Here is a 25,974-nt window from a genome sequence, read left to right on the forward strand (position 1 = left end):
TGTTTGCCTCGACACCAAATTTGGCGAGCTGCAGCCATGCAGCGCGATGCCCACACAACCCTTTGGACGGCTTTTCGGTGGGGCCGGAACCGTGGAGAATCGCGCTCCAACCCTGCTCGCCAACCTGTAGTTCGGAATGACAGAAAACAATCCCTCGGAGACCGCCCGGCACGCCCTCAAGCTGCTGGCCTCACGCAGGTTGGCGCCCACGCCAGACAACTTCGCCTCGATCTATTACGAAATCGCCGGCAGCAAGCCAAACGGAGACGCCCAGGACGCCGAACGGCTGGCCCTGGTACGCGAGTTGTGCGAACAACTCGCGCGCACGGTGGAATGCTGCCTGCCGGTGCTTGGTGAAGACGATGCCAGCATCGGCCCCGCCGCCTGGGCGCTGATCCGGGCTTGCCGCTCCGAATTTGAAAGCCTTGCCAATCTGAACGCCAAGCTCTCGACGTTCAACCACCGGTTGTCGCTTGCGGCCGAAGACCAGAACGAGATCCGCCGTGCGCTGCTGGGCCTGCTGCAGTTGGTGTTCGAGAACATCGGCGAGCTGTCGTTGGACGATCACTGGCTGCGCGGCCAGATCGACGCCCTGATGAAAGCCAGCGAAGCCCCCGTGAGCCTGCGCCGGCTGGATGACCTGCGGCGTCGCCTCATGGAGGTGATTCAGAAGCAAAGCTCGTTGAAGTCGAAGTCGATCGAAGCCCAGGAAGAGATGAAGCGGCTGCTGGCTGCCTTCATGGAGCGCCTGTCCGTTGCTGCTGAAACCTCCGGCGAGCATCATCGCCAGATGGAAGCCTGTGCCAAGAAGATCGAATCGGCCAACAGCATCGCAGAGATCGCGCCGGCCATTCAGGACGCGCTGTCAGCCACCCGCTGGATGTCGCTGGAGTCGGCCCGCAATCGCGACGTGCTGTCGGCCATGAAGGTCAAGGCCGAAGAGGCCGCCGCCGAGGTGGCGCAACTGCGCAAGGCGCTCGACATGGCATCGGCGTCGGCGCGCCACGATCTGCTGACCGGCGCGCTCAATCGCAAGGGTTTGGAAGAAGCGCTGGAGCGCGAAGTTGCCCGTGCGGCGCGCCAGAACACCGTGCTCTCCATTGCGTTCCTGGACATCGACGACTTCAAGTCGATCAACGACACGCACGGCCACAGCTTTGGCGACGATGCGCTGTCGCACCTGGCCCAGGTGGCCCGCGAATCGATGCGCCCACAAGACACGCTCGCCCGTTTTGGCGGCGAGGAATTCGTGATCCTGATGCCGGATACGCCGTTGGAAGAAGGTGTGCAGACCATCGTCCGCCTGCAGCGGGCGCTCACGCAGCGCTTCTTTGCAGCGGGCGACACCCGCCTGTTCATCACCTTCTCTGCCGGCGTGGCCGAAGTCGGCAAGGACGAACCGCCCATGGCGGCCATCCATCGCGCCGATCGCGGCATGTATCAGGCCAAGCGCGCCGGCAAGAACAAGGTCGTCAGCGTCTGAAGCGCGCCGACAACTTCTCGCCATTTACTCCAGCATCGATAGCGCATCCGCCAGCGACAGCACCGTCGTGCGCGATTCAAACGCCGTCGCAAAAAGATGGTCGTGCACGATCGGGTCCGGGTCGTAGCAGCAGTCCTTCACGGTGAACAGCCGGTAGTCCGCATCGCTCGCGTGGGCAATGGTCGACAGCATCACGCCCGTCGACGCCACCCCCACCATGATCAAGGTATCGATGCCCTTGGCGGATAACCGCACCTGCAGATCGGTGCCATAGAACACGCTGGCGCGGTGCGCGATGATGATCGGCTCATCCGGCTGCCGACCGAGCTCCGGCGAGATGCGATCTTCAACGAACAGCCCCAGTTGCTTCACGCCTTGCCCGTTCTTGTTCAACGGGCTGACTTCCGGATAGCCGGGGCTGAAGTGGAACTTCGCAAAATAGACGCTCACACCCTTGGCCCGCGCGGCGTCGCACAGCTTGCGGGTGTTGGAGAGCAACGTGGGTGCGACGGCCGGAAACAACGCCATGATGTCGGTCTGGTAGTGCATGACTAACAACGCCGTTTGCTTGGGAACAAGCGCGAATGTCGACATAGGGCTACACGATCCGGGGAGGGGCGGACGACTCTATCACGCGGCATCGCTGCCTGGACTGCCGCGTGCGATCAAGGCCGCACGACTAGGCCGACTCATGTCGGGTCTTATAATCTCCGCTTCCCAGACCCGACACCCCAGCCTCATGTTTTCTCCTCTCCACATCGCAGATCGATCAGTGCGTCGGGCCAGGAGACTCTGGGCAAACTACGGCATCTTCTGGCTCGGTGCCGTTCTCGTGGGTCTGGTATCCGTCGCCTACGCCAAGCTCATCGATTTGGGCTTCGAGCTTTTTCGCGGCATGGTGTCGCACGCGTTCTGGCTACCGATCGTCATTACACCGCTTGGCGCGGCGCTTGCCATCTGGCTGACGCGCCAGTTTTTTCGCGGTGCCGAGGGCAGCGGCATTCCGCAGGTCATTGCGACGCTGGAGGACGGGCGGCTGTCCAGTGCGCTGCTCTCCCTGCGCATCATGTTCGGCAAGATCGTGGTCTCGTTCCTCGGCATCCTCTGTGGCTTTACGATCGGCCGCGAGGGCCCCACGGTGCAGATTGGCGCATCGCTCATGTACGCCATGCGGCGGGGCTATCGTCGAAGCAGCAAGCACATCGAGCGACAGCTTGCCCTTGCAGGCGCAGCGGCCGGGCTTGCGGCCGCGTTCAACACGCCGCTGGCGGGCGTGGTGTTTGCCATTGAAGAACTCACGCGCAGTTTCGTGGCCCGCAACAGCGGCACGCTCATTACCGCCATCATTTTTTCTGGCGTGGTCGCGCTGGGCTTGCAAGGCAACTACCTGTATTTCGGGCGCATCCAGGCCATTGGGCAGTTTCATCTGGCGCTGGTGCCCGTGGTGATTGCCGCGAGCATCATTTCGGGCGTGGCGGGCGGCGCGTTCTGCTGGCTGCTGCTCAACATACCGCGCTGGATGCCTGCACGGCTGGTTGATATCAAACAAGGGCAACCGGTGTGGTTTGCCTTTTTGTGCGGCATCGCCATCGCGCTGATCGGCCTCGTTTCGGGCGGCACCACGTTCGGCAGCGGTTATGCAGAAGCGCGGGGCCTGCTGGAGACCCATCAGGCGCTCTCGCCGTTCTATGCGGTGCTCAAGTTCGGTGCGCTGATCGCGTCGTACCTGTCCGGCATTCCGGGCGGCATTTTTGCGCCGTCGCTGGCCATTGGGGCGGGGCTGGGCAACGTCATGTCGCTGGTGACATCGGCGATCCCGTTGCCGAGTCTTGCCGCGCTCTGCATGGTCGGCTACCTGGCGGCAGTCACGCAGTCGCCCATCACATCGTTCGTGATCGTGATGGAGATGATCGACGGCCACGAGATGGTCTTGCCGCTCATGGCCGTGGCATTGCTGTCCAGCCAGGTCTCCAAGGCGCTGTCGCCGTCGTTCTATCACACGCTTGCGCACCGGTTCCGGGCGTTGGCGCGACACCCTGTCGCGCAGTGAGCGCGCTCGTTTAACGGCACAAACGCGCTCACTTTGTATCGGCACGCTCACCAGCGCACCGACTCCTCAACCGGCCAGGAAGGCTCAACCGCGCCGCGCCGCCTCAATCGTCGCGATGTCAATCTTGCGCATCGTCATCATCACGTCGAAGGCGCGCTTGGCCGCTGCGCGGTCCGGGTCGGTAAAGGCCGCAGTGAGCGCGCGCGGCGTGATCTGCCACGACAGCCCCCACTTGTCTTTGCACCAGCCGCACGCGCTTTCCTGCCCGCCGTTGCTGACGATGGCGTCCCACAGCCGATCCGTCTCGGCCTGATCGTCGGTCGCAATCTGAAATGAGAATGCTTCGCTGTGCTTGAACTGCGGGCCGCCGTTCAGCCCCAGGCACGGAATGCCCGCCACGGTAAATTCCACCGTCAGCACATCGCCCTCCTGGCCGGCCGGGTACTCGCCCGGTGCGCGGTGCACAGCGGTGACTTTGCTGTCAGGGAAGGTCTTAGCGTAGAAGTTGGCTGCGTCCAGCGCATCGCGGTCGTACCACAGACAGATCGTGTTCTTGCTGACCATGCGTGTCTCCTGAAGAGCGGGCATCGGCGTGTGCGGTCGAGGCATTCCACAGAGTGCGCGTGCCCGTGAGGTGAAGTGGATGCCATTGCCGTGGCTTGCACTCTCGCACATTCCTACGGCAGAGGCGGGTACGGATTCTCGTAGGACTGACGCATCCGTCATGCCGGCTCGGGCAGCTTGGCGATCACCTTGATCTCGAACTGGAAACAGTAAAGCCACGTCCCGCCAATGCCTGTGAGCGTGGGGTGGGGCGCCTCGCCCACTTGCTCCAGCGCGAGGTGCGCCTACGAGATCATCGCGCTGGACGGAACGACGCGCCCTTTATCGGGCTGGTAGCGCCCCCTCAAGGTCGGGGTCCAGTTCCTCTAACCTCACAGTGCTTCGAGGAAGGGGTCGGGCTTGCTCGCCAGCAAACATCTGGAACACGCGATCGCCAATGCTTTTCAGTCCGTTCAACATGTCCGACGGGCTCATGCTCATGAGAGCCTCGATGCCACGTGCAGCGGCATGCCCCACTGGCCCCGGCATCGTCAAGTTCAATGCGCTCATCGCGATCGAGCCGACCAGCAGTCCACTTACGCCGCGCTCCATGAAGTCATTCGCCGCTTTGTTGGCCGCGAGTACCGCGAGCATGACCAGGCTCAGTCCAACAAACGTCTTGAACTCTTCCAAGGCGTCTTTGCGGCTTACGTTCTTGTCCGCCATCAAGCTGAACATCAATGCGGAGGTAAAGGCAGCGTCGGACGCGAGGTCCACAGTTCCAATCTTGTCAGGCAGCATCAAAACCGTCGTTGCTGTGCAAACCGCGGTCGAGAATAGAGCGAGCGCGAGTTTTGCGGAGCGGTCGCTATTCTGTGCGTGCCCCTCGGCGGCCGGAAGACCGATGCACTCGGCGAGTTCGTCTGCAATGCGCTGATAGGCGTTGACCGCAATCGCCACCTGCTTACTCAAGTGGGGGCTCAGCTCACGGCCGTGCTCCGTAATGAACCTATCCTTGGCGCCATTGAGTATCTGCTGGTCCATCTCGACCGCGTTTTTCACTGCATCCAGCGCGGCTTTCGTTTCGGAAGAGAGCGCCACGCCTGCCTTGCGCAAGTCTGGATGTTTCGACCCGGTCCGCCAGACGTTGTACTTGTCCCGAATTTCTTTCGAGAGAAAGCCGCCGAACAGTGCACCGGTCGATACGGCGCCGGCCGCAATGTTGAACGCCGGACTGTCGTTGAGGAATCGCAGGCCGCTGACAAACGTAGGCAGGGCAAACTCCACCGCTTGCACTGTGTTCGCGTAGTAGCGCGCCATCGCACGGTCTTTCAGGAGATTGTTGTCTGTCGTCGGCGTGCGAATCATGCCGATGGCTTCGACCATTGCTTTGGCCATCAGCGCCACAATTTCCGCTTCAGTCTTCTGTTGCCGTGGCTTCGTCATGAGCGGGATCATCAACGGCAACGGCGCGAGCAGGGCGTTCAGGCCAACAACCTTCGCGGCACGTTCGCCCAGCGGTTTATCCGTTTGCAGTGCTTTGAGCGTGACCCCCACCTCATCAAGGCGCGCTTTGAATCGCGTTGCCAGCGCGCCATCGAGCCCCGCGCTATCCAGGTGGGTCTTCAACTCCGAAACGTGGCCTGCCAGGCGATCCAGCCGGGCGCCATGGCCATCGGCATTGGCCTCGTCCGTGGGGGCCCGCAATGCCGCGATGAATTCATGATCGTCGGCTTGGCTCAGCAGTGTGCGTATGTCGGCCATGTTCCATAGCCGTTGCATGACGCCGGCTTGCGAAGATGCTGCCAATGGCATCGACGCGTCTTGCGTGCTGCCCGGCGGGACTGGCCCGTGCGCATCACCGATCTCGACGCTGTGTTCGCTCCTGGCGCTAGAGGCGGGTGTCCTGATTCCGCTTACGCCGGGGCTACGAGCGTGCTGTCCCGTCGCGACGGAGCGTTGACTGGCTGTTGCCAGCCTTCGGCCGGCCGCTCGGCGTGTTTTCGTCTCTGTTGAGTCGTCGGACAAAGCGGCACCGAGCCGCGCCGGAAGGCTACGCGTGCGGCGAAGCCCATGCAACGGGCTACCTTCCGCCACGGAAGACCGTGATGCACCCGCTGATGCGACGTGAACTTCATTCCCGGGAGTGTGACTCTGCTCAGCAACTGTCGGCATGGCGACGTTGCCGGTTGGATTGATTTTCATCGTTTCGAGACTCCAATTCTGTACACCGTGACTGCGGCAAGCGCTGCCTACGGCGTCGAGGTATGCGCCATATGGCAAGTGAACGTTCCACAGTACGTTGGAGCGTCGATAAAGGTCACGGATAACGCGAAGGGCAGGGGAACGTGACGAAACTCTCCGATCCGGTATGGCGAAACTTCGTATCCGGTCGTGTTCTTCGACGCGCTGCGGATGAAGTTTCGGGAGGATGCCGTAGTACGCAGCCAGGCCGCCGGTCTGGCGCTGGCCGGGTCCTGTCCGACGGCACGCGCGGCATCGGGGCCTGGGGTGGCCGTGATCGCAATCCGCGCCTAAATATTTCAAATAGGTGTCAATTTGATGACAAATGCATCGATTCGCAGAGGAATTGCTGCCACACCGGAATATCACTCTTCGGAGGGATGTGTGAAGGAATTGTGAAAGTTATGCTGGGGTAAAAGAAAACAAGCGGGGCCGACACATTGATTGGCGCCGCATCAGTCGGGGTACGCCATGAAATTCGCCATCCTTACCAGCAATCCCTCCAACTTTGCGTTCGTGACGGCTTGCCTCTCAGCGCAAGACGTGTCGTGCGAGCGATTCGACGATGCATTGGCGTTGCTGCGCGCGCGGCGCAGTGAGGTCTTCGATTTGCTGATGATCGATGCACAGCTATTCAGCACGGCCGGCAAACTCGTGCTGTCCTGGCGCGAGTGCAACGCCGATATGTGCTGGCCAACGCTGGTGTTCGGCAATTTTGTCGAACGCGCCGAAATGCGGGCCGTTTTTGACAGCGCTGTCGATGACTTCATCACCGGCCACTTCACCGCCGAGGAGTTGAAGGCGCGTGTGCGCCGCATCCTGCGCAGCGCCGAGCACGGCACGCAGCAAACCGAGTCCGCCACGCGTGCGGTGGTCGGGCCATACCGTTTGTGCCGGCTTACCCGGACGGTGACGTTGCACGGCACGCCCATCCGTTTGACCGCCCGCGAATTTGCCACGGCCTGGCTGTTGTTTTCGTCTTCGGGGGCGTTCCTGTCACGTCAGCAGATCGCTTCCGCAGTGTGGGGGACGGACGCCAGCGTTGCTGAGCGCTCCATCGAACAGCACGTCTACAAGCTGCGCAAGAAGCTGTGCTTCGGAAAGGCCACGGGGGTCGAGCTCAAGACGGTCTATGCGCGTGGCTACCAACTGGCGGTACATGAGGAAGAGAGGCAGGCGACGACTATTGCGTCTGCACTACAGCTGGCCGCCTGAAGGCAAACGCCTGCCCGATGCCGCCACGCGCTCTGCAGCAGCGCCGTTGGCGCGGCTACCGCGCTGCGTTCTGCGGAATTCCTCGATGGCCCTTTTATATAGAGACGGTCGGTAGGTCGGTCGTGCTCAGTTGGCGCCGCCCGTTGTTGCGCCAGCCGGTGCGGATGCGGGGGCCGGGCCCGGCGTGGGTGCCGGCGGCGTGGTCACCGCAGGAGCCGATGCCGGTGCAGCATCAACTGGCGCCTTCGATGCCGGTGCAGAAGCCGGCGCAACCACAGGCGCCGCCGCAGGCGTTGAAGCGGGCACAGACGCCGGCGCAGCAGCCGCAGCCGAAGCCGGCGCCGCCACCGGCACAGGCGGCGCGGCCGGCGTGGGCACCACCGGCGTCGTCATCTTCATCGGCTCGCCCTGCGGCGTGGGGGCGGGCTCGGGCAGCGGGGCCACGTGTTCCTTCTCTGCCGCCTTGGCCACCTTGCGGTCATGGCGGGCCGGGTCGATCTTCAGGAAGTGGTCGACCAGGTTGAAGTAGCGCTCGTAGAACACGCCGGCCGGAATCGTCTCGCTTGCCACCTTCACCATCGAATCGTCACCCGAGCCGATGGGCAGCGACACCGACCCCAGGATGCTCAACCCCACGCTTGCCGACGTGCTCGTCTTCTTGAGCGTGTAGCGGTCTTGCACCGCGTTCACATAGGCCGTGCTCGACGTGCCCTCGGTATTGGCTTCTGCGCACACCACGTGGAACGAGATCACCACGTGCGAATCATTGCTCGGCTGGAAATTCTTGCTGCCGTCGATCGTGTCAGCGCGCGGCGAACTCGACACATACCCCTGGCTCAGCAGCGCCCGGCGTGCCGCCTCGCACGTCGCGTCGGACTTGGCGTGGAAGGTGCGCGCATACGGGCTTGCCGCCGCATCGAACTGCTCCTGCTGATAGAGCGGCGTGGGCGCAGAGCTGCACGCAGCCAGAGCGGCAGCCATGCTGGCAGCAGCGCACAAAACAGACAACGGACGGAAGCGGTAGGGCATGGCGTTGGGTAAAAGGGCTTGGCCGGGTGACGTTGCGGCCCGGTGGCCACCGCAGGTGCGGCGCAAGTTTTGTGCGCGGCAGGCGGTGGCGGCTTAGGCGGGTGGCCGGGCGACATTATAAGTTTGTCGGGTGACGGAAACAGACTTCGGCGGCCGCAATGCCTGTCTTGGCCGGGTGCCCTATCAGAAGTGTTGTAACAACGACTCAACGGTCGTTCTGCCGTGCAACGCCGCCAGCCAGCGCCGCGGAATGGCGTCTTCCCCGTAGACCAATCCAGCCAATCCGCCGGCAATACATGCCGTGGTGTCCGTGTCGTTGCCCAGCGCAACCGCCCGCTTAACACAGTCCTCATAGCTGTGTGTCGACAGCACGCAGTGCATTGCCGACCAGAAGCTGTCGACCACATAGCCCGACCCTTGCGGAGCGTCGAAGCGCCCATCCAGCGCGATCTTCAGTTCGCTCTCTTCCGGCGTGCCGGTATGGCGGTCGAGCAGCGCGTCCTCGGCGGCGCGTACTGCATCGGCTGCGGACTGGCCTTCCAGAATGCCCATGGCAGTCAGGCAGTAGAGCGCACAACAGAGTTGAGAGCGCACATGCCCGTGCGTGGGCAGGCTCTGCTTGCGGGCAAGGTGGATTGCGTCGTCGCGAGTGGTCGCCACCATGACGACGGGCAGGCAACGCATGAGCGATCCGTTGCCGTTGTCGCGTTCGCCGTCCGGCCCGGACGTGGACGCGCTCTTGCCAGCCGCGATGGCGTAGAAAGCCTGCCGGGTTTGCAAGCCGACATCGAAGACATTGCCGTCTGGTGTGAACGCGCCTTGCTGGAACCAGTTCAGCAGGTTTGCAGCAAAGGTGTCGAGGTTCAGCGTTCGGTCACGCAGCAGCGCATCGAGCAGGGCCAGCGCCTGGGCACCGTCGTCGCTCCACGTGCCAGGTGGCACGCCCACGTGTGCACGGTTAAAGCCCACTGGCGGCGTCATCTCGATCTCAGCAGAGGGCGGGATCGACGCAGCGTCGTGAAATTCGTAAGGCACGCCTAGGGCATCGCCGATCAGGAGGCCAAGGAGACCACCGCGCAGGCGCGTTTGGCGGGATGGGGTTGTCATGTGCGGGTGTTTGTTAGTAGCGGCTGGCTAGAGGATCGCCAAATGCGCAATGCCGAGGCCCGCAGCGCCGCCGGCCAGTGCGGCCGCATAGGTGTTTTCTGTCGTGAGATAGCCCACCAGCCCCAGCACAAACGCACCCGAATACCCACGCGGCCTTCTTGCGGCTCATCGTGTAGTGCAGCCGATATGCGGCAACCATGTCTTGTTCAGTGGTCTGGAAGCGGATAGCCATAACGATGCGCGGAAGAGGTGCCGCATCGTACCCGAGAGAATTTGCGCGAGTAAGTGGCAGCGGCCGCACAGCCAATGGCAAATGTGAAAGCGCGCCGCCAGCCCGTCGCTCCGGACATGCCCAATTCTTAATTCAGATTTTCGTCAAATATAAATCAGCCCCGCCGTTTCGATCTTTATCAACCCCCACCCCAAAAAACCACCCAAAACCCCACCAACGGGGGCAGCGCAATCCCAACGCATCGCCTATGCTATTTCCCAATTAAAAACCGGCGCCCTGATTTGAATCGGATTATCAGAGAAAGCGCCTAGTCATAAATATCTAAAAAGCATTAGGCCGGGGGCGGTAGATGGGGCGGAGGAGAAAACAAGCATCCACCAGCGACATGCTGTTGGCGCTGCCGTGGTGGATGCTGGCCATTGGCTCGGCGGCCAGTTACCTGATTCTTCACAACATCCTCCCGGCCGCGTTTGGCGCCAACCCACTGTTGAGCGCCATCGGCATGCTGGCGCGCGGGCTGGCTTGGATGCCCGCGCTGCTGCTCGGCTTCTTTGCCGTGCTGTCGTACCTGCGGGCGCGCAACCGGCAGGCCGATGCCCGGCTCGGGCCCCCGCGCACGGAACCGACTGGGCGAGCCCGCCCGCCGAAGGCACCGCCCCAGCCCGCCCGCAACGCCGCGGGCAGCAACACACCCAACCCGCCTAATCCGCCTAACACCACACGCAACACCACCACACCCACGCAAGCCCCTACGCCGGCAGAACCCGCCACGCCCCAGAGCTGGACGCTGGAGGCCATCCAGTCGCTTGAGTGGAAGCGGTTCGAGCTGCTGTGCGTGCAGTACTACGAGCAGATGGGGTTTGCCGTGAAGACCGTGCCGCACGGCCCGGACGGCGGCATTGACGCCACGCTGTACAAGGCCGGCCTGGATGCGCCCGTGGCGGTGGTCCAGTGCAAGGCGTGGTCCAAGCCCGTGAAGGTGGAACAGGTGCGGGCGTTGGGCGGCTCCATGCTGGCGCACAAGGTCAAGCGGGGCGTGTTCTGGTCTTTGTCCGGTTATGTCGGCAACCCGGTGCAGGAGTTTTCAGAGCTTGCTGGTATCCAGCTATTGGACGGGCCGGCGGTGCTTGAGCGCATCCGAGCACTGGCCGAAGACAAGCAGGCCGCGCTGCTGGCAAAGTGTTTGAGGGGGATTACCGGACGCCTTCGTGCCCGGCTTGCGGGGTGAAGCTGGTGGCGCGGAATGGGAAGAGTGGGGCGTTTTGGGGGTGCAGTAATTACCGGGTGGGGTGTCGGTATACGTTGCAGATGGGGCGCGCAGTCAGTGTAGGTGCGACTTTCAATGACGGAATAGCGGATCGTATTTATTAAATGCTAAAAAGAACTATTAGCCTGTCTGTTGATGCCAAGACTTTTCCTAAAGGGTTAGTTCCTGCTTTTCTTGCTGGATCAGGTGCGGCCACATTAGATATGGGTCAAGCATTATTGATGCTTGGTACACTTAGTATTCCAGGTGGGTTTACTTCCGCATCGCCTGCCAGATACTGGAGTTGGGTTAGATATTTTTCTGCGATATCGCCGCATTCGGATCTGAGAATAGTGCAGCAATTTGTGGATCTCGATCCGCATCAAAAAACAATACTAAGTGACGATTTTGGTGTTGCAGTTACGACGCAGCTTATTTTTGACAAACTGGGTGGATTCAAGGATGTCGTGGATGGTCGACAATTTATTAGTCTGTACGCAAGCCTAATTAGATCAGGTGGGTTAAAAAAGAAATTTCCAAAGGTGGGGCCGGGAAAGTGCCCGGATTTTGTGATCTTGGATAAATCTGGCAAGTGGCATGTATTGGAGTGCAAGGGGACTCAAACAAGTGGGGTTGTTAGAAATGGTCAGTTAAAAACTGCCTTTGATCAAAAAAATGCTATCCAGGTAAAAGGGGCCGTGCGAGGCGAGCGTTTGGCTGCTGGTCTATATCTGGCTGACGAGTATTCCACAATTAGTTCAAGCATCAAGATTGTGGATCCCGAGCCAGAGCCTTACGTTACCGTCGATTACAGGCGGCAACACGATGCAGAGAAGGTGCAGCGTAGATTGGCTATTTCGCGAGCTCTAGGATTATCAGGATTTATTCCCTTGGCGGAAGAGTTATCAATGCCGACGGAAATTCATGAGGATACTATTCAGTTTTTGAGCACGGAGGAGCGCCGGCGCGCAAAAATCCCTGCTGCTGATAGATTGAATGCCGCCGTTGTTATGTTGGCACGTACAAAGACTTCCCCATTCGCTGTGAGGAAAAAAGAATTTACAGGCCGGAGCGTGACAATTGAATTGCCATCATCGCCGTTTTCTGACCGCGGGGGATTTTCGCGGGTCAAGGTGAGCGTGGGTATCGACGTCAATCTCTTGGAGAAGATACGAGGGATATCAAAAGTTGGTATGGGTGTGATTGAAGAGGTTGACGACCGGATCGGTGATCTAATTTCTCAGGGCGAAGTCGTTGTTGATTCGAATGAAAGTGAGATTTCCATAAGGGCCGGGAATTTCTATGCCGCTGATCTTCAATTCATTTAATGGTGGTGCGATAAGGGACCAAGTTCGGTGTAAAGCTTCCTAGAATATTGGAGGGGGGATGGCCTTCTATCTAAGAGATCAGCACATTGTCAATGTCAGTTTAGACGATGATGCGCTTTTGCATATAAATAATGTATTCGAGGATAGATTCTCGAAATTAAAGACAGAGCTGGGCGCTGTTGGGAAGGTTGCGCATTTTACTTACATAATAAGATTTGACAATAAGGGCTATCGTGTTTTCTCCCTTGATGAGTTGATGGCGTATTTCAATCAGGCGCGCCAAGTTGAGAGGGTACTTTTTGCGATTGAATCGCAAGATGCACTAGCGAGTGGTAGAAGCACTGGTGCATATCTCGAGCTTTGTCTGGACTCTAGAGAGCCAAATCGTTGTGTTCTCGTTTCTTCTTCTGACGATAAGGACTGGGCCGAGGCTTCTTTCGCAACAGTGCATGAGGTGCTAGCAAAATACAGGACAAGAGCGGGGCTGGTTAGAAATCCATGGACGAGCTTTGTTGTGCAAATAATGGGGGTGATTCTGGGTTTTTTTGTAAGTTTGTGGATTTCATTTAAGGTGTCCCCGAATCTTAAATTCGAAAATTCATTTGTAATATCATTTTTATTTATTATATTGATTTTTTCAAATATATGGGGTTATGCGAATAATATGTTTATGGGTTTTGTTTGGAAGCTTTTCCCGAATGTGGAGTTTATTCGGCCGGCCAAAGCCAGGTTGCATTGGATCCTCCAAGCAATTGTGGGGTCTTCCGCATTTGCGGTCGTCGTTTACATGCTGGGCATGGTGGCAACATTTGTATCGGATTTGATTTCGCGCGCTTTATAGATTGTGGCCGGACCTCAGTGAGACAAGCTTTATGTGTTGCGTGATCGCTTGCTTGGCCTGATCCATACCCGCTAAACTCCCCCCGCTGCGGCAACAACCGCAGCCGAGACTGCAATCTCGATCGTTCCTGTCCGGAAGAAACTCAAGTTTCTACCGCTGTCGTCGTTCGCCCATTCGGGCGGGCCCGACAGGGAGGGCTTCGGCCCTGCCGTCATGACAGTAACGTCGGTATTGCAGACCTTGTCGTGTGCCCGCCCACCCTCCCGGGTGGGTGGCTCCTCACTCAACCAGAGGCAAGACAATGGATCAACCGACCCAAGCCGTACCCATCCCACGCGGGCATCGCCCTGCAAATTGCAGCTCCACCTGCATCGCGCAACGTCCTCCGTCCGGAGGTGCCCGATGAGCCTTGAGACCAACATCCTGTATGCACAAGGCGCCCTGAGCGCGCGGGATTATCTGCGGCGCGCGCAGATGCACATGAAGATGCACCGGCAGTTCGAGCCGCATACGCTGCGCTTTGAGCTTCAGTTCCACGTCAAGGACAAGGCCCTCGATTACCAGGCCGGGTTCATGGACGCGATTGGGGCCTACATGCTGACCACGCTCGATGGCGTGACAGTTGACCTGTACCGGTGGGAAGTGCTGCAAGTGCTGGACCGCGTGAACCGCAAGAAGAAATAACTAAAACAGCAGTAAAAGCGAACCCGCGACGGGCGGGGGCGCTAGCGTCGGGCGCAACGCCCAACCCTTTATGTGCCGAGCCCAGCAGGCCGAGCACGACACTCAAAGGCCCGACCGCCACGGTCCGAGGCCCATACGCCGAGCGCCAACACCCAAGCGCCGCTTTCAGACATTCAAAGTTTCGAGCCCAAACACTCGCGTGCCGAGGTTAGAGGGTCGACTGCCGAGCTAAAACTGTCGAACGTCGAGCTCGGAGCTCGGAAGATGGAGTTCAGAACTCGACACGCCGAGCTCGGAGCTCGGATGATGGAGTTCAGAGCTCGACACGCCGAGCTCAGAGCTCGGAAGATGGAGTTCAGAACTCGACACGCCGAGCTCGGAGCTCGGACGATGGAGTTCAGAGCTCGACACGCCGAGCTCGGAGCTCGGAAGATGGAGTTCAGAACTCGACACGCCGAGCTCGGAGCTCGGAAGATGGAGTTCAGAACTCGACACGCCGAGCTCGGAGCTCGGAACGTGGAGTTCAGAACCCGGTGCGCCGTTAGATGCGCCGCTTAGCTCACCTGTTGGCTGCGTTGATAAATCGTCGCCAGCTCCGTGCGGTTTCGCGCACCCAGCCGCGCGAGCAGTTGGCGCATGTGGGTTTTGACGGTTTCGACGCTGATATGCAGCCGTTCCGCAATCTCAGAGTTCGAGCGGCCGCAGACCACCTCTTGAAGAATGTCGTGTTGGCGGCGTGTAAGGGGCCTGGGCTCCGCATGGGCCAGCAATGTGTCGGCGCCCACGCCGCCGGCCGGCACGGGTGGTTGCAATGCGCCGCTCAGCATCTGCTGCACGTCTTTCAGCGCCATCGGCTGCAACGTGGTCTGCGATGGCAGCCAGGTGGAGTCGTTCAGTAGCGAGCTGTCCAGAAATATGACGGCCAGCGGTGCGGGCGCCGCGTCCCAACGCGCAACCATGGCGGTTGATGGAAGGCTGGTGCGGTATAAGTCCGGCAGGCTGGTCGACGATAGTAGTGGCGCTGGCATGCGGGTTCCCTCAGAAAAGCACGATGCAACTTCGGTTAAGGCCGCGGGGGTGCCGGTTCAAAGCCGACAGACAGTCCTCCGCAGGCGCACTATCGCAAAATCGGGCGGCCGGCAACCATAGCTATGGATAGCGATGGTCAGTGCGGGGCGGGTGCGTTACGCGGGGTGGGCCAAATCCTGCTTTGACCAGAAATCAGCAGCGCTTGGCACCACTGAAGTGCACGGGCTATAGCCCAGCGCCGTTATGCCGATAGTCCTATTTGTATTGGTGCTGACACGCGTGACCAGATCACCACACCGAATTCCCAGACTCAGCACCCGGTAGTAGGCCGGCCAAGCCATTGATGGATCTTTCCACTGCAGAACTGCGCGCGCTGCTCGATATCACGGGGCGTCTTCATGAGCCCGCGAGCGGCAGCCTTGTCGAACGCCCTGAGCTGATCCAAAAGCTCGGGTCGCTGCTGCATGTCGATCTCATGGCGCAGTTGTTCTGGTGGCCGGGCGGTGCGCACCACCCACATTCCAGCGCCTTGTGGGGCCGGGATCAGGGCATGCGCGCGGAGTACCGACACTATTTCCATGCGCTCGATCCGATCGCGGAGCTGCTGCAAGACAGCTTTGAACCCGTGGTGATCGAGCGGAAGATTTCCCGTGCGGAATGGGGCCGCTCGGAGTACTTCACCGACTATCTCTGTCGGCATCAGGCGTATCCGGGCGTCAGCCTGCGCCTGCCCTACGCCAACGGGATGCTGCTGGACTATCGATTCAGCACCAGTGACCCAAAAAAGCGTTTCGGCGAGCGAGAGATCTTGTTGCTCAGCCTCCTGAAGCCGCATCTGCTGAATGCCCAGCAGCTTCGCGTGATTCAGGAGTCGGAGGAAGTCGGCGCCGATACCGAGATGCACACGCCCACGTTTGAGCTGAACGGCACGTCGCCACCCCAGCCGAACGCAAAGGCCCGCGCCATCCTGGCCGGCGTCAGCAGTGAGGAGCGTGATGCGCTCTATGTCGAATTGGCTGCAGTCGCCAACGGATCGCGCGACGCGCAGTGGAACGGCTTCGAGTTTTGCGTGGAGCGGCCGGGTGAGGACAGCTGCGCCGCGCCGGTGTATCGGGTTCACCTGATCGCGCGGGTGGTGGGGTCGTCTGCGTGGTTCCAGCAGCGGTTTGGCGTGACCGCGCGCGAAGGCGAGGTCTGCCACCTGATGCTCAAGGGCATGTCAGACAAGCAGATCGCCCTGGCCCTGAACATCAGTTACTGGACGGTGCGCACCCACGTCGGGCACATCATGAGAAAGGTGGGCGTGGATTCACGCAGTGCCATCGGCCTTGCCGCCATCACAGTCGGCGGACTACCGAAATAATGTATGTGCGCGTGCACATGTGTGCCGCGCGGGCAACGGTTTGGTTGCCGGAAATTCAAACATCCTCAAATCGGTTTTTCAAAAAGACGTTAGTCTGGTGACGCTGCGCCGCAGCAGAGCAGCAGAGCAGCAGAGCCTCAGACAATCGGCAACCGCTTGGTCGACTTCACCTGACGAAGCGAGATGTTCGAGCGGATGCCAAACACACCGGGCAGCTTTCTCAAGACCTTTTCAACGAAGCGGCTGTAGTCGTCCAGATCGGTGGCGACCACCTGGAGCAGGTAGTCGGCTTCGCCCGTGGTGTTGTCGCAGGCCAGGATGTTGGGGCTGGCCAGGATGAGCCGTTCGAACTCCGCCGTCACCTCTTCGGTGTGTTGGGTGCACATGATCTGCACGTAGGCCATCACGCCCATCCCAAGCTTGCGACGGTCGAGCGCCGCGTGATAGCCCTCGATCAGGCCCGCATCATCCAGGCGCTTGAGCCGCCGCCAGCATGACGCTTCACTCAACGAAAAGCGCTCCGCCAGCTTGGCATTGGAGACGCGTCCGTCCTGCTGGAGCTGATCCAATAGGCCCAGATCGATGGAGTCGAGTGCTTCCATGAAATCTCCTTTCCACGGCGTGTCGGAATTGGAAAGGGCGCTTCGCAAGACTCCAGAAACGCCCTCAAATTAGAAAGGTACTTTCGGCTGCTGCGGCTTATATTGCAACGCTTATCCGCCAAGCGTTGCAATCATGAAAGCCATTGTCTACGAAGCCTTCGGCGCCGTGCCGAAGTACATGAACGTTCCAGACCCGACGCCGGCATCGGATGGCGTGGTCGTGCAGGTCATGGCCAGCGGCGTCTGCCGCAGCGACTGGCACGGCTGGATGGGCCACGACACGGATATCGAGCTGCCGCACGTGCCGGGTCACGAGCTGGCCGGCGTGGTTGCGGCGGTGGGCGCGGATGTGACGCGCTGGAAGGTCGGTGACCGTGTAACGGTGCCGTTCGTGGCCGGCTGTGGTCACTGCCCCGAATGCCATGCGGGGCATCAACAGGTGTGCGAACAACAGTTTCAGCCCGGCTTTACGCACTGGGGCTCGTTTGCTGAATACGTCGGCATTGGCTATGCCGACCTGAACCTCGTGCGCTTGCCTGATGACCTGGACTTCACCACGGCGGCCAGCCTCGGTTGCCGCTTCGTGACGGCGTTTCGTGCGGTTGTCGACCAGGGCAAGACCTCGGCCGGCCAATGGGTAGCGGTGCACGGGTGCGGCGGCGTGGGCCTGTCGGCCATCATGATCGCCAACGCCATCGGCGCAAATGTCGTGGCCATCGACATTTCTGACAGCGCGCTGGAGTTGGCGCGCGCGCTCGGTGCCGTCGCAACGGTCAATGCATCGCGCGAGTCTGACGTGGTTGAGGCCGTGCGGGGCATCACGCAAGGCGGCGCGCATGTGTCGCTCGATGCGCTGGGCCACCCCGCCACCTGCTTCAACTCGATCAGCAATCTGCGCCGGCGTGGCAAGCATGTGCAGGTTGGCCTGATGCTGGGCGATCACACGACACCCGCAGTGCCCATGAGCAAGGTCATCGCGCATGAGCTGGAGATTCTGGGCAGCCACGGCATGCAGGCCCATCGCTATGGCCCCATGCTCGACATGATCCGCACGGGCAAGCTGCAGCCTGGGCGAATGGTGCGCAGGGAGATCAGCCTCAGCGCCTCGATCGAGGCATTGACCAACATGAACAGGTTTGAAGCCGCCGGGGTGACGGTGATCACGGATTTCTCATCCTGAGCCCGTCAAGGCTGCCCCTGGGCGGTGTTGAGTGGATCACTTGCGTTGCCGCTCAATGGTCGAGGGTCGGCCGCCACCGCCGCCGCATCGCTAGTCATAGGGATGGATGAACACACTGTGATCGCTATCCTGTGGCGAAACACAACAGCGGGGTAGACGTGTTGATCAACCCCGCACCGTCGGGGCTTGCCATGAAATTTGCCGTACTCACCACCAACCCATCCAGTTTCACCTACATAGCAGCATGCCTGTCTTCGCAGGGCGTAACCTGCGTGCGGTTCGACGACGCATTGGCCCTGATGCGCATCGGACATACCGAGGCGTTCCAGGTGGTGATGATTGATGCGCAGCAGTTCGGCTCTGCCGCCCGGCTGTTGCTCTCCGGGCGCGGGCGCAACGCCAATCTGTGCCGGCCCACATTGGTGTTTGGCGACTTTGCCAGCCGCCACGAAATCCTCGGCGCTTTCGATGCCGGCATCGACGATGTCATTTCCGGCCACTTCAGTGCCGAAGAGTTATGCGCGCGCGTGCAGCGCATCCTGCGCGGGGCCGGCAAGTCGACGCAGGTCGCCATCGATACACAACTCGCGGCCGGGCCCTACCGTCTGTGTCGCCTGACCCGCACCGCCACATTGCACGGCGTACCGATCCGCCTGACCGCACGTGAATTTGCCACGGCGTGGCTGTTGTTCTCTTCGTCCGGGTCGTTTCTGTCACGCCAGCAGATCGCCTCTGCCGTATGGGGCACGGACGCCAGCATTGCAGAGCGCTCGATCGAACAGCACATCTACAAGCTGCGCAAGAAGCTCGGCTTCGGCCAGGCAACTGGCGTCGAGCTCAAGACGGTGTATTCGCGCGGCTATCAGCTGGCCGTGCAGCCCGCAGCGGAGCAGTCGGAGAGCATCGACCCGAACGCGAAGCTGGCAGCTTGAAGTGTGTGTGCCGGCATGCTTTAACGGGTCTTGTTGGCTTGCGGTTGAGTGAGCAGCTTTAACCGACGACCAGATAGTGCCCATCCTGTTTGACGACATAGTGATGACGAATGCCGGCGACAGGTGAAGCGACAGCCAGAACGCTGAGCGTAGCCAAAGAGGGGTGAGGCTCGGCGCGGTCCAGGAAATGTCCGAGCATGCCTTTGGTGGACAGTTCATCGGCAATTTCAAGCCCTTGGCGTTTCATGCGCTCCCAGCGCAGCTTGCTCGGCGCTTCCCCCTCAGACGCCTCAGCCGTGTCGACATGATTCACGCGGGTTTCACCATGGGCGTTGTAGATCGCCATGGTGCAGCCGGTGAACGGGCCACTCACCGTGGGTTGGCCCTGCATCCGCGTGTAGCTGATCGCGCCTGCGACGTAGGGCAGGACGTTGATCTTGTGCTGTCCGGATTGGTCGGCGTGGAAAACGACTTCGTTGCCGGTAACGGTGTAGCTGCCGCTCAAGCCACGATGAACCTCTGCGTTGTCAGCGCCAATGACGCCCCCTCCGTCCAGCAGTCTGGCAAGGCCCTTGATCACCATTCCTTTTCGGAGTGGAAGCGCGTCGTCAGCCGCAACCTCTGGCGGTTGCGATACTGCGCTCACGGAATGCCGGGTGGGCGAGCTGGTCGACCGACCCCGTAGACGTGGGGTCAGGCCCCCGAGCAGTCCACTGGCTTGCCTCGCCCGGGGTTCGCTTCGAGCGGTCTCGCTTGTGCCCGACACTGCGGTGCTTGTCTTCTCGGTTGGCCGCAGGCAGGCGGAAAGCGGGTTTGGGATTTTCATGGATCTCTTGGGCTACTTGGTACGGCGCTTCAGTGCTGCACATTGTCTTTAACCAGCATCAGGGCGATGAAGTGCCGCGCTTGGGGCTGGTGTGTGTGGTCGCCTTCGCATGCGTGCTTGACTCGTGCATGCCGGCACGCCGCTTTACTGGTCTTTCCAAGCCAAAGAGAAGCCAAGCGAGGATGCGCTTGGCTTCGGAAGGAAAGACAGTCCGATGATCAGTCTGGCCGCTTCAAAAAGATGGCTTCAAGGTGCACCCGGTCAGGCGTCCGGAATTGATCAGCGAAGAATTTTGCGGTGTCGCGGAACTCCAAAGATGTTCCGTGAAACGGTTCCCGGATCGTCAAGTGAAACTTCCCTTGCGATTCGCGAATGCCGTCCAACATGACCACGTGGCCGCCTTTCGCGAAAATGCACGGCCCCATCTCGTTGATCTTCTTTGCAAGATCCCGCCAAGCTTGCTTGCGGCTCGGATGGGCAGAACCGAAAGTGCCCTTTTTGTAGCTGATGTCGTGTTCCACCATGACAGGCGTCCAACCCGTCTTGTGCTGGAGCGAGGCCATGATCTCGGACAGCTCGCGCCGATTACCCATGTTCTCCCCTTCGTAGCGATCAGCGTTATGGAACCCGATATGCCCGTGATCGAACATCATCATGAGCTCGCAAGCATTCGTGCAATCGCGGAAACCAGGCTGAGGGACTAGCACCTTTCCGTTTGGCAGGGGGTACGCCTGGAACTGCCAGCCGACCTTGATCGGGCTCACTGCATAGCCGTCGACCTCGAATGCTGCATGCGATCCGTTTCCGGACACGCTGAAGCCGCCAATGCGTTTGGTCACCCGATCCGCAGGGGCGTCGTAAATGAGGCCCTTCTCAACTTGCGCCATATAGTTGCGGCTACTGTCGCCAGCGCTCGGAAAGCGGCGAACCAAGCCATCGCTGCAGCGGACCATCGGCTCTGCTAGCGGGCCATACTTCACGTGCGCGGGAATCCCGTAGGCAGCAGACGGCTTCTCGTACATTGCGCCGACGATATTTGAAACGCCCTCAAAGCCCCTGAAGTCAGACGCGGGGTGAAGCGGCCTGTGGGTGCTGTGGGTCAACACGGGGGAGGGCGGCGCAAACTGTGCCGAGGATGAAGCCGCACCCGCGCTGCTTCGCTGGCCCCGTGCCGCACTGGTCTGCGGGCTCGCGGGCAACTCCGCACGGCGCCGGGTGCGCCCTTCCGTATTGGCGCTTCTACGTTCGCGCCGCCCCGCCGGCATTCCATCAGGCCTGCGCAGTGCCTGTCGAGGGCGTTGCGATTCCCAGCCAGGCTGCGGAGATTGGGCAGGATGCTGAGGACTTTGGTCGACCTGCAACTCGTTCATCCTGCGTTGCATGTCTGCGTATGCGGCCGGGTCGTAAAGGGCAGCGTTGAATCGAGGATCCATTTTGAAGTGTTGATGTTATTGATGGAGCTTGTAATGGTCTTTCCCTGAAGCGTTGCTGAATTCACGGCGTGCGAAAGATGCGACGCCCTGGCGAAGCGCAACATCACGCTCGGCAGAAACGGTGCACGCATTGCGCAGGATCGTGCGGCAAGGCGCTCACCACCCTGAGAGGTACCAGCCAACATCTCCCGAAAACCGCTGATCCCGCCGCACCCCCTGCAGTTTCGAGTTCCAACCACTTCGCATGCCGCGCCATGTTTTCGGTCGGGCAGCCGCTGCTGACCTTTCCCACTCTTACGCTGGCTTTCCAGGCCTCCGCTTGCAATGCGGGGCGCCAATTCGTGCCCGCTCGGCCAGCCTTGTTGTGCTGAGTCGGCGGGCTGTTGAAGGGAAACGCGATCCATACGAGGCATGACGGCATGCGTGATCCGTACTTGATCGCGAAATACCGGCTTTGCCACAGGTCGCAACGACACGTTCAAGTGTTCAAGTGGGAGCAGGTATGTCCGTTCATATGTCTTCATCCAACACTGCCAGCCGCGAGGCGAAGCACGCAAGCCGGAGCGATATGGCCGACGCGGCCGTGGATACCGCAACGACCATCGCGGGCATGGGCGGTTTGCCGGGCCAGCAAGGCCCATCCGACCAGACGCAGTTGAGCCTTTACCAAGGCATCAGCGCCAAGTTGACTGCGTCGCTCGCTTCTCAAAACAACGATGACGATGACGGCGATGACGACGACGTCACGCAGAACAGCGGCAACCGGCATGCGGTGACGCAGCCCAATGCGGCGCCCCAGCAGGGCAATGCAGCGTCTTCACAGCAAGCGGGGTCGCCGCAGTCCACCGTAACGTGGAACGGCGGCACGCTCAGCCAATCGGAAGTGCAGATCGTGTCGGTGCTGGATCGGCACAAAGACCAATGCCCGATCAGTTGGGATGGCCTGCAGGACAAGATCAACGACCCTTCGACGCCGCCTGATCTGAAGGCGGCACTGCAGGGCCTGGCACAAGACCAGCAACTGTTCACCGCCATCGGATCGCAAGGTGACGGCCGTTGCGGCGGCAAGATCAAGGCCAAGGACCTGGATGCCTTCACGGCGGAACACGCACAGGTGAGCGCGTTCAACGAGCAACAGGCCAAGAGCTTCGAGCAGAACTACATCCCGTCGGATGGCAATGCGAATGGTCAGCCTTCCGTCATGTCGGAAAGCGATGCGCTGCGCGAGCTTTACAAGTATTCCGACAACCTCACGAAGAATCTGGGCAAAGACGAGTTCCAGCAGATCGTTGATGGCGACGCCAAGACCGGCAAGACGCCGCCGCAGGTCATTGCAGCGGCGCAGTACTTCCTCGACCATCAGGACGCCTGGAACCGGCTGACGGGCGGGGGCGAGGTCAAGAAGGCAGACTTCCTGCAAGCTGCGTCCTCATCCATGAGCCTGACGCAAGCCGAGCTGAACACGCTCAAGACGATGAACGGCAACCAGGCAGCGTTCTTTGGCGATGGCGATCTCACGCGAGACAAGCTGTCGAGCATGGCGAACGACAAGCAGCTCGACCCGAATGTCCGGCAGGCAGCGAAGAATCTGCTGCAAGACCCGGTGCTGTTCAGCCTGATGAACAACGCCATCACGGGTTACAAGACGCACCACGGCTTCTTCGATTTCGGCGGCGGCCATACGGTGGATTCCGGCAATATTGCCGGCCGCGATTTCCAGAAGTTCTACGGCAACCTGTCGCAGGCCAACCAGACCGTGCAGAAGCCGCAGACCCACACGCCCAAGACCGACGCAGACAAGAACGCCGTGGCCTGCATGTTGATGGGCACGGCCGACCAGCCCGAGATCAAGTCGCCCAAGCACAACGGCGGTTTCCTGATGCACGCCATCGATACCGCGCTCAAGGTGGAAGGCAAGCTGCTGGACTGGGCATCCATGGCGGTGGGCGCGCTGAGCTTCATTCCCGGCATTGGCGAGCTTGCGGACGCTGCATCCACGGCGCTGGAAGCCGAGTCCCAAGGCTGCAACGTCCTGCATGCAATGGTCAGCGGCGGCAACGTGAAGAAGGCGCTGGAAGAGGCGGGCCTCAACCTGGCGGCCGCCGCCATCGGCAACATCGGCGGCCCGGAAGTTCGGCTTGCAATGAAGGAAGGCATCACCAAGATCGTTGCCGAGAAGGCCATCAACGCAGGCATCAATATGGGCGTTTCAGAAGCGCAGGACCACGCCGAGAATTATCTGGCCGGCCTGAAGGCGCGCCTGGAAGATCCGTCGCAGTCGCCTGCTGGGCAGGATGATTCGCAAGAGGTTGGCGAGGACGGCGCGACGGTGGATGCGTCCGCTTCACAGCCGCCCATGCAGCCGCCAGTGCAACCCAAGCAGCCCGAAGACGAGGCCGAAGAAGACAGCGTCGTGTAAGCCTGCGTGCAGCCGGGGGGGCCGCCGCGGTTTGTTGGCGGCCCCCGTGTGTGCTGTTACTTCAGCAGATCGACGGCGTCGAACGCGTAACCGGGGCTGAGAAAGCCTTCTCCGGCATTCCCGCTGACGACGTTGATCTTGAGTTCATTCAGGCCCGCCACAAAGGCCGATGCTGGAATATCGAACGCAAAGGTGGCGTTGTTGCCGCGATAGGACCCGGCCGTGAGGCTGCGCGTGGCCGGCTCCACTGCGGGTTGCGGCGCGGGCGCGCTCCACTGGTTGACCGTGATGCTGGGGCGGGCGTGGGCAAAGGCCGTGGTGATGCCGATGCGTAGCCGGTGATCGGCAATGTCGCGCTGGCTGAGGTTGAAGCGCACAACCAGCGTGCCGTTGACGGCTTTCCACTGGTAGGCGGGGAAATCGTTGGCGGGGGTGGAGCGGCCGACGATGTATTCGGGGCCGGTCCACGGTTGCATCCGCACGTCGGAGGGATGCATCACCGTGACCTTGTCGCCGTTGCGGAACTCGCGCGGGGTGCCGTCCCAGGTGCCGATGCGCCACAGCGCGGCATCGTGTTGCGGGTCATGGTCGACACCGCCGCATGCACAAGGCGTCGTGCGGGCGGGCTGCACATCGACGTTGAAGCGTTTCACCTCCAGCTCATTGCGGAACAGCGTCGCCTGATACTGGCCTGGCAGCATGCCGCGCACATGGAAGTGGCCGTCTTTTGCAGCGACATCGCCCCAGTACTGCGCATGCGCGTTGCTGAGCGCCAGGGTGTACGGCGCGTCTTCAGTCAATCCGGTAAAGCGGCCTTCGAGTGCGCCGCGATCGTTCTCGGGCACGTAGCCGGGCAGGCCCATGTCTTTGAACCAGTGGGTGTCGACTTCACTGGGCGGTTCGCCATCGGTAAAGGCCAGAACGTAGCTGTTGAGAACGCCCATGCGGTAGGGCTCGGTCTGGTTCTCACCGTAGTTGACGATATAGGTCAGCTCCTGGTCTTCAGCACCCTGGTCGAGGAGGCTGCGGTAGAACGGCCCGCCCGACCCGCCCTCGTTGTTGTCGCGCACCATCCACATGCCCGCGCCTGGGCCCGTGGCGCCAAAGTACTGCCAGTCTTTCAGGCGCATGTTGGAGTAATGCTTGGAGCGCGTTTGGCCGTCGGCCAACCCAAAGACGTCATGGGCTTCCACACCGCGCACGGCGGTGGTGATGTCTGCGCATGGCGGCCCATCGGGCAGGCGCGCGTGCGGCACCCGAACGACAAAGCGCACGAGATTGGGCTTGGGCTCGGCGGTGAAATACGTCGCCATGTAGATGTTGGGCTGCCCACGGCGCGCCATGTAGACGTGGGTCAATGCCCCGGCGCTGACGGTGATCTTGATGGCGTCATTGCCCAAGCGTGCGGCGTCTACATTGACGCGCTCATCCCCGTCATACAGGCCAGAAAAACCGGAGTTCACCTGGCTGCCTTTGCGCGGGTCTTGATACTGCACGCCATGCCAGAGCATTGAGACGATGTCGCCCTTGCCCCGGTCACCGCCGTTGGCGCCTCGCGTTCGGATCTTGAATACCAGTCCGGCGCCAGTGTCGACGGTGTAGGCGTTGGCATCGGCGCTGACGCCGAATTGGCCGGCCGGCACGGGGTGCCAGCCAGTGCGGGTACCGTGATCCGCGTCGATGGCTGCGTCATTGCCGACCCGGCAGGGGGCCGCGCGATTGTGCAGAGGCTCGGCGCCGGCAATCTGCAGACAGACCAGCGGCAGCGCAAGGGCGAGCGCGCGGACCTGTTTCAGGCCACGGCGTTTGGCCCAGTGGGTATCGAGCACAGATCGTGTTGTGGGCATGGGTATATCGGGCAGCTACGGCCTTTGCGCAACGACGGCGTTCCGGCACAGGCGGAGCGGCGGGAAGAGAGGAGGGATATTGACTCCCTGAAAAGAAAAAAGCCCCGAGGTGGTCAATCCCCGGGGCTTCCCGACCACTTTCGTCACATAGGCTCGTGAACTATGGCTACGGGCAAGTCTACTCACGTGGCCCTGGACCAGCACGCGTTGCTGAGAATTATTGAGGAAGCGGTGCACTGCCGCCGGTGGCAGTGAATGCGACTCCGACATCGGCCAGTGATAGCCCATGGGCATGATCGTTGCGCCGCCGCAGAAGGGCGCGGTTGGCAAATGCCACGCCG

Annotated in this window: 22 protein-coding genes and 1 pseudogene; 13 read left to right on the forward strand and 10 right to left on the reverse strand. The window is 60.9% G+C overall.

Annotation, left to right across the window (positions count from 1 at the left end; genetic code table 11):
- The first annotated feature begins 136 nt into the window (after nt 1-136).
- Nucleotides 137-1,483 (forward strand): GGDEF domain-containing protein, encoded by a 1,347-nt coding sequence (locus ACTJK6_RS20495; RefSeq protein WP_440476733.1) that lies wholly within the window; start codon nt 137-139, stop codon nt 1,481-1,483.
- A 24-nt stretch (nt 1,484-1,507) separates the two neighbouring features.
- Here ACTJK6_RS20495 and ACTJK6_RS20500 read toward each other — a convergent pair whose 3' ends face one another.
- Nucleotides 1,508-2,077 carry an isochorismatase family cysteine hydrolase gene (locus ACTJK6_RS20500; protein WP_433867679.1) on the reverse strand — a complete coding sequence of 190 codons (570 nt, stop codon included), beginning with the start codon at nt 2,075-2,077 and terminating at the stop codon, nt 1,508-1,510.
- A gap of 145 nt (nt 2,078-2,222) precedes the next feature.
- On the opposite strand from ACTJK6_RS20500, the gene ACTJK6_RS20505 reads away from it, so the two are divergent.
- Entirely contained in the window at nt 2,223-3,533 is a 1,311-nt protein-coding gene (locus ACTJK6_RS20505; protein ID WP_260801213.1) for a chloride channel protein, read from the forward strand.
- 84 nt (nt 3,534-3,617) lie between these two features.
- Here ACTJK6_RS20505 and ACTJK6_RS20510 read toward each other — a convergent pair whose 3' ends face one another.
- Both ACTJK6_RS20510 and ACTJK6_RS20515 read right to left on the reverse strand, forming a co-directional pair.
- A complete protein-coding gene (locus ACTJK6_RS20510) occupies nt 3,618-4,097 on the reverse strand; it encodes a VOC family protein (RefSeq protein ID WP_433867683.1) in 480 nt (159 codons plus the stop codon).
- 321 nt (nt 4,098-4,418) lie between these two features.
- Entirely contained in the window at nt 4,419-5,840 is a 1,422-nt protein-coding gene (locus tag ACTJK6_RS20515; RefSeq protein WP_440840005.1) for a hypothetical protein, read from the reverse strand.
- Nucleotides 5,841-6,452: 612 nt separating this feature from the next.
- On the opposite strand from ACTJK6_RS20515, the pseudogene ACTJK6_RS20520 reads away from it, so the two are divergent.
- Both ACTJK6_RS20520 and ACTJK6_RS20525 read left to right on the forward strand, forming a co-directional pair.
- A pseudogene (locus ACTJK6_RS20520) lies at nt 6,453-6,586 on the forward strand (transposase); the annotation flags it as partial.
- A gap of 205 nt (nt 6,587-6,791) precedes the next feature.
- Nucleotides 6,792-7,535: a response regulator transcription factor gene (locus tag ACTJK6_RS20525; RefSeq protein WP_440840006.1), complete on the forward strand. Its 744-nt coding sequence runs from the start codon at nt 6,792-6,794 to the stop codon at nt 7,533-7,535.
- A 126-nt stretch (nt 7,536-7,661) separates the two neighbouring features.
- Here the strand turns inward: ACTJK6_RS20525 and ACTJK6_RS20530 are convergent, their stop codons facing one another.
- Complete coding sequence (locus ACTJK6_RS20530) at nt 7,662-8,564, reverse strand: DUF2242 domain-containing protein (RefSeq protein WP_440840007.1); 903 nt, start codon at nt 8,562-8,564, stop codon at nt 7,662-7,664.
- Between the two features lie 183 nt (nt 8,565-8,747).
- Nucleotides 8,748-9,671 (reverse strand): ADP-ribosylglycohydrolase family protein, encoded by a 924-nt coding sequence (locus tag ACTJK6_RS20535; protein WP_440840008.1) that lies wholly within the window; start codon nt 9,669-9,671, stop codon nt 8,748-8,750.
- Between the two features lie 617 nt (nt 9,672-10,288).
- On the opposite strand from ACTJK6_RS20535, the gene ACTJK6_RS20540 reads away from it, so the two are divergent.
- The 5 genes from ACTJK6_RS20540 (at nt 10,289) to ACTJK6_RS20560 (ending at nt 14,002) form a co-directional block, all read left to right on the forward strand.
- Nucleotides 10,289-11,131 (forward strand): restriction endonuclease, encoded by an 843-nt coding sequence (locus tag ACTJK6_RS20540; protein ID WP_440840009.1) that lies wholly within the window; start codon nt 10,289-10,291, stop codon nt 11,129-11,131.
- 5 nt (nt 11,132-11,136) lie between these two features.
- Nucleotides 11,137-11,274: a hypothetical protein gene (locus tag ACTJK6_RS20545; RefSeq protein ID WP_440840056.1), complete on the forward strand. Its 138-nt coding sequence runs from the start codon at nt 11,137-11,139 to the stop codon at nt 11,272-11,274.
- A complete protein-coding gene (locus ACTJK6_RS20550) occupies nt 11,275-12,477 on the forward strand; it encodes a hypothetical protein (protein WP_440840010.1) in 1,203 nt (400 codons plus the stop codon).
- Between the two features lie 58 nt (nt 12,478-12,535).
- Nucleotides 12,536-13,318: a hypothetical protein gene (locus tag ACTJK6_RS20555; protein WP_440840011.1), complete on the forward strand. Its 783-nt coding sequence runs from the start codon at nt 12,536-12,538 to the stop codon at nt 13,316-13,318.
- Nucleotides 13,319-13,720: 402 nt separating this feature from the next.
- Nucleotides 13,721-14,002, forward strand: coding sequence for a hypothetical protein (locus ACTJK6_RS20560; RefSeq protein ID WP_260801228.1), 282 nt, complete (start codon nt 13,721-13,723; stop codon nt 14,000-14,002).
- A gap of 554 nt (nt 14,003-14,556) precedes the next feature.
- Here the strand turns inward: ACTJK6_RS20560 and ACTJK6_RS20565 are convergent.
- On the reverse strand, nt 14,557-15,030 hold the full coding sequence (locus tag ACTJK6_RS20565; protein ID WP_260801229.1) for a helix-turn-helix domain-containing protein: 474 nt from the start codon (nt 15,028-15,030) through the stop codon (nt 14,557-14,559).
- Between the two features lie 344 nt (nt 15,031-15,374).
- Here ACTJK6_RS20565 and ACTJK6_RS20570 point away from each other — a divergent pair, with 344 nt between their 5' ends.
- A complete protein-coding gene (locus ACTJK6_RS20570; RefSeq protein WP_316869726.1) occupies nt 15,375-16,394 on the forward strand; it encodes a response regulator transcription factor in 1,020 nt (339 codons plus the stop codon).
- Between the two features lie 137 nt (nt 16,395-16,531).
- On the opposite strand, the gene ACTJK6_RS20575 is transcribed toward ACTJK6_RS20570, so the two are convergent.
- Complete coding sequence (locus ACTJK6_RS20575; RefSeq protein ID WP_440840013.1) at nt 16,532-16,996, reverse strand: Lrp/AsnC family transcriptional regulator; 465 nt, start codon at nt 16,994-16,996, stop codon at nt 16,532-16,534.
- A gap of 133 nt (nt 16,997-17,129) precedes the next feature.
- On the opposite strand from ACTJK6_RS20575, the gene ACTJK6_RS20580 reads away from it, so the two are divergent.
- Nucleotides 17,130-18,176 carry a zinc-dependent alcohol dehydrogenase family protein gene (locus tag ACTJK6_RS20580; RefSeq protein WP_440840015.1) on the forward strand — a complete coding sequence of 349 codons (1,047 nt, stop codon included), beginning with the start codon at nt 17,130-17,132 and terminating at the stop codon, nt 18,174-18,176.
- 191 nt (nt 18,177-18,367) lie between these two features.
- Nucleotides 18,368-19,108 (forward strand): response regulator transcription factor, encoded by a 741-nt coding sequence (locus ACTJK6_RS20585; protein ID WP_440840016.1) that lies wholly within the window; start codon nt 18,368-18,370, stop codon nt 19,106-19,108.
- A 58-nt stretch (nt 19,109-19,166) separates the two neighbouring features.
- Here the strand turns inward: ACTJK6_RS20585 and ACTJK6_RS20590 are convergent, their stop codons facing one another.
- Together ACTJK6_RS20590 and ACTJK6_RS20595 are read right to left on the reverse strand one after the other, a co-directional pair.
- Nucleotides 19,167-19,691 (reverse strand): hypothetical protein, encoded by a 525-nt coding sequence (locus ACTJK6_RS20590; protein WP_440840017.1) that lies wholly within the window; start codon nt 19,689-19,691, stop codon nt 19,167-19,169.
- A 461-nt stretch (nt 19,692-20,152) separates the two neighbouring features.
- A complete protein-coding gene (locus tag ACTJK6_RS20595) occupies nt 20,153-20,956 on the reverse strand; it encodes a hypothetical protein (RefSeq protein WP_440840019.1) in 804 nt (267 codons plus the stop codon).
- Between the two features lie 979 nt (nt 20,957-21,935).
- Here ACTJK6_RS20595 and ACTJK6_RS20600 point away from each other — a divergent pair.
- Nucleotides 21,936-23,786 carry an HrpF/NolX family T3SS translocon protein gene (locus tag ACTJK6_RS20600; RefSeq protein WP_440840020.1) on the forward strand — a complete coding sequence of 617 codons (1,851 nt, stop codon included), beginning with the start codon at nt 21,936-21,938 and terminating at the stop codon, nt 23,784-23,786.
- A 56-nt stretch (nt 23,787-23,842) separates the two neighbouring features.
- Here ACTJK6_RS20600 and ACTJK6_RS20605 read toward each other — a convergent pair whose 3' ends face one another.
- Nucleotides 23,843-25,633 (reverse strand): rhamnogalacturonan lyase B N-terminal domain-containing protein, encoded by a 1,791-nt coding sequence (locus tag ACTJK6_RS20605; RefSeq protein WP_440840022.1) that lies wholly within the window; start codon nt 25,631-25,633, stop codon nt 23,843-23,845.
- Nucleotides 25,634-25,974: the final 341 nt, after the last annotated feature.

Source organism: Ralstonia sp. 22086, from assembly GCF_052045975.1.
In the GTDB taxonomy this organism is placed as follows: Bacteria; Pseudomonadota; Gammaproteobacteria; order Burkholderiales; family Burkholderiaceae; genus Ralstonia; species Ralstonia wenshanensis.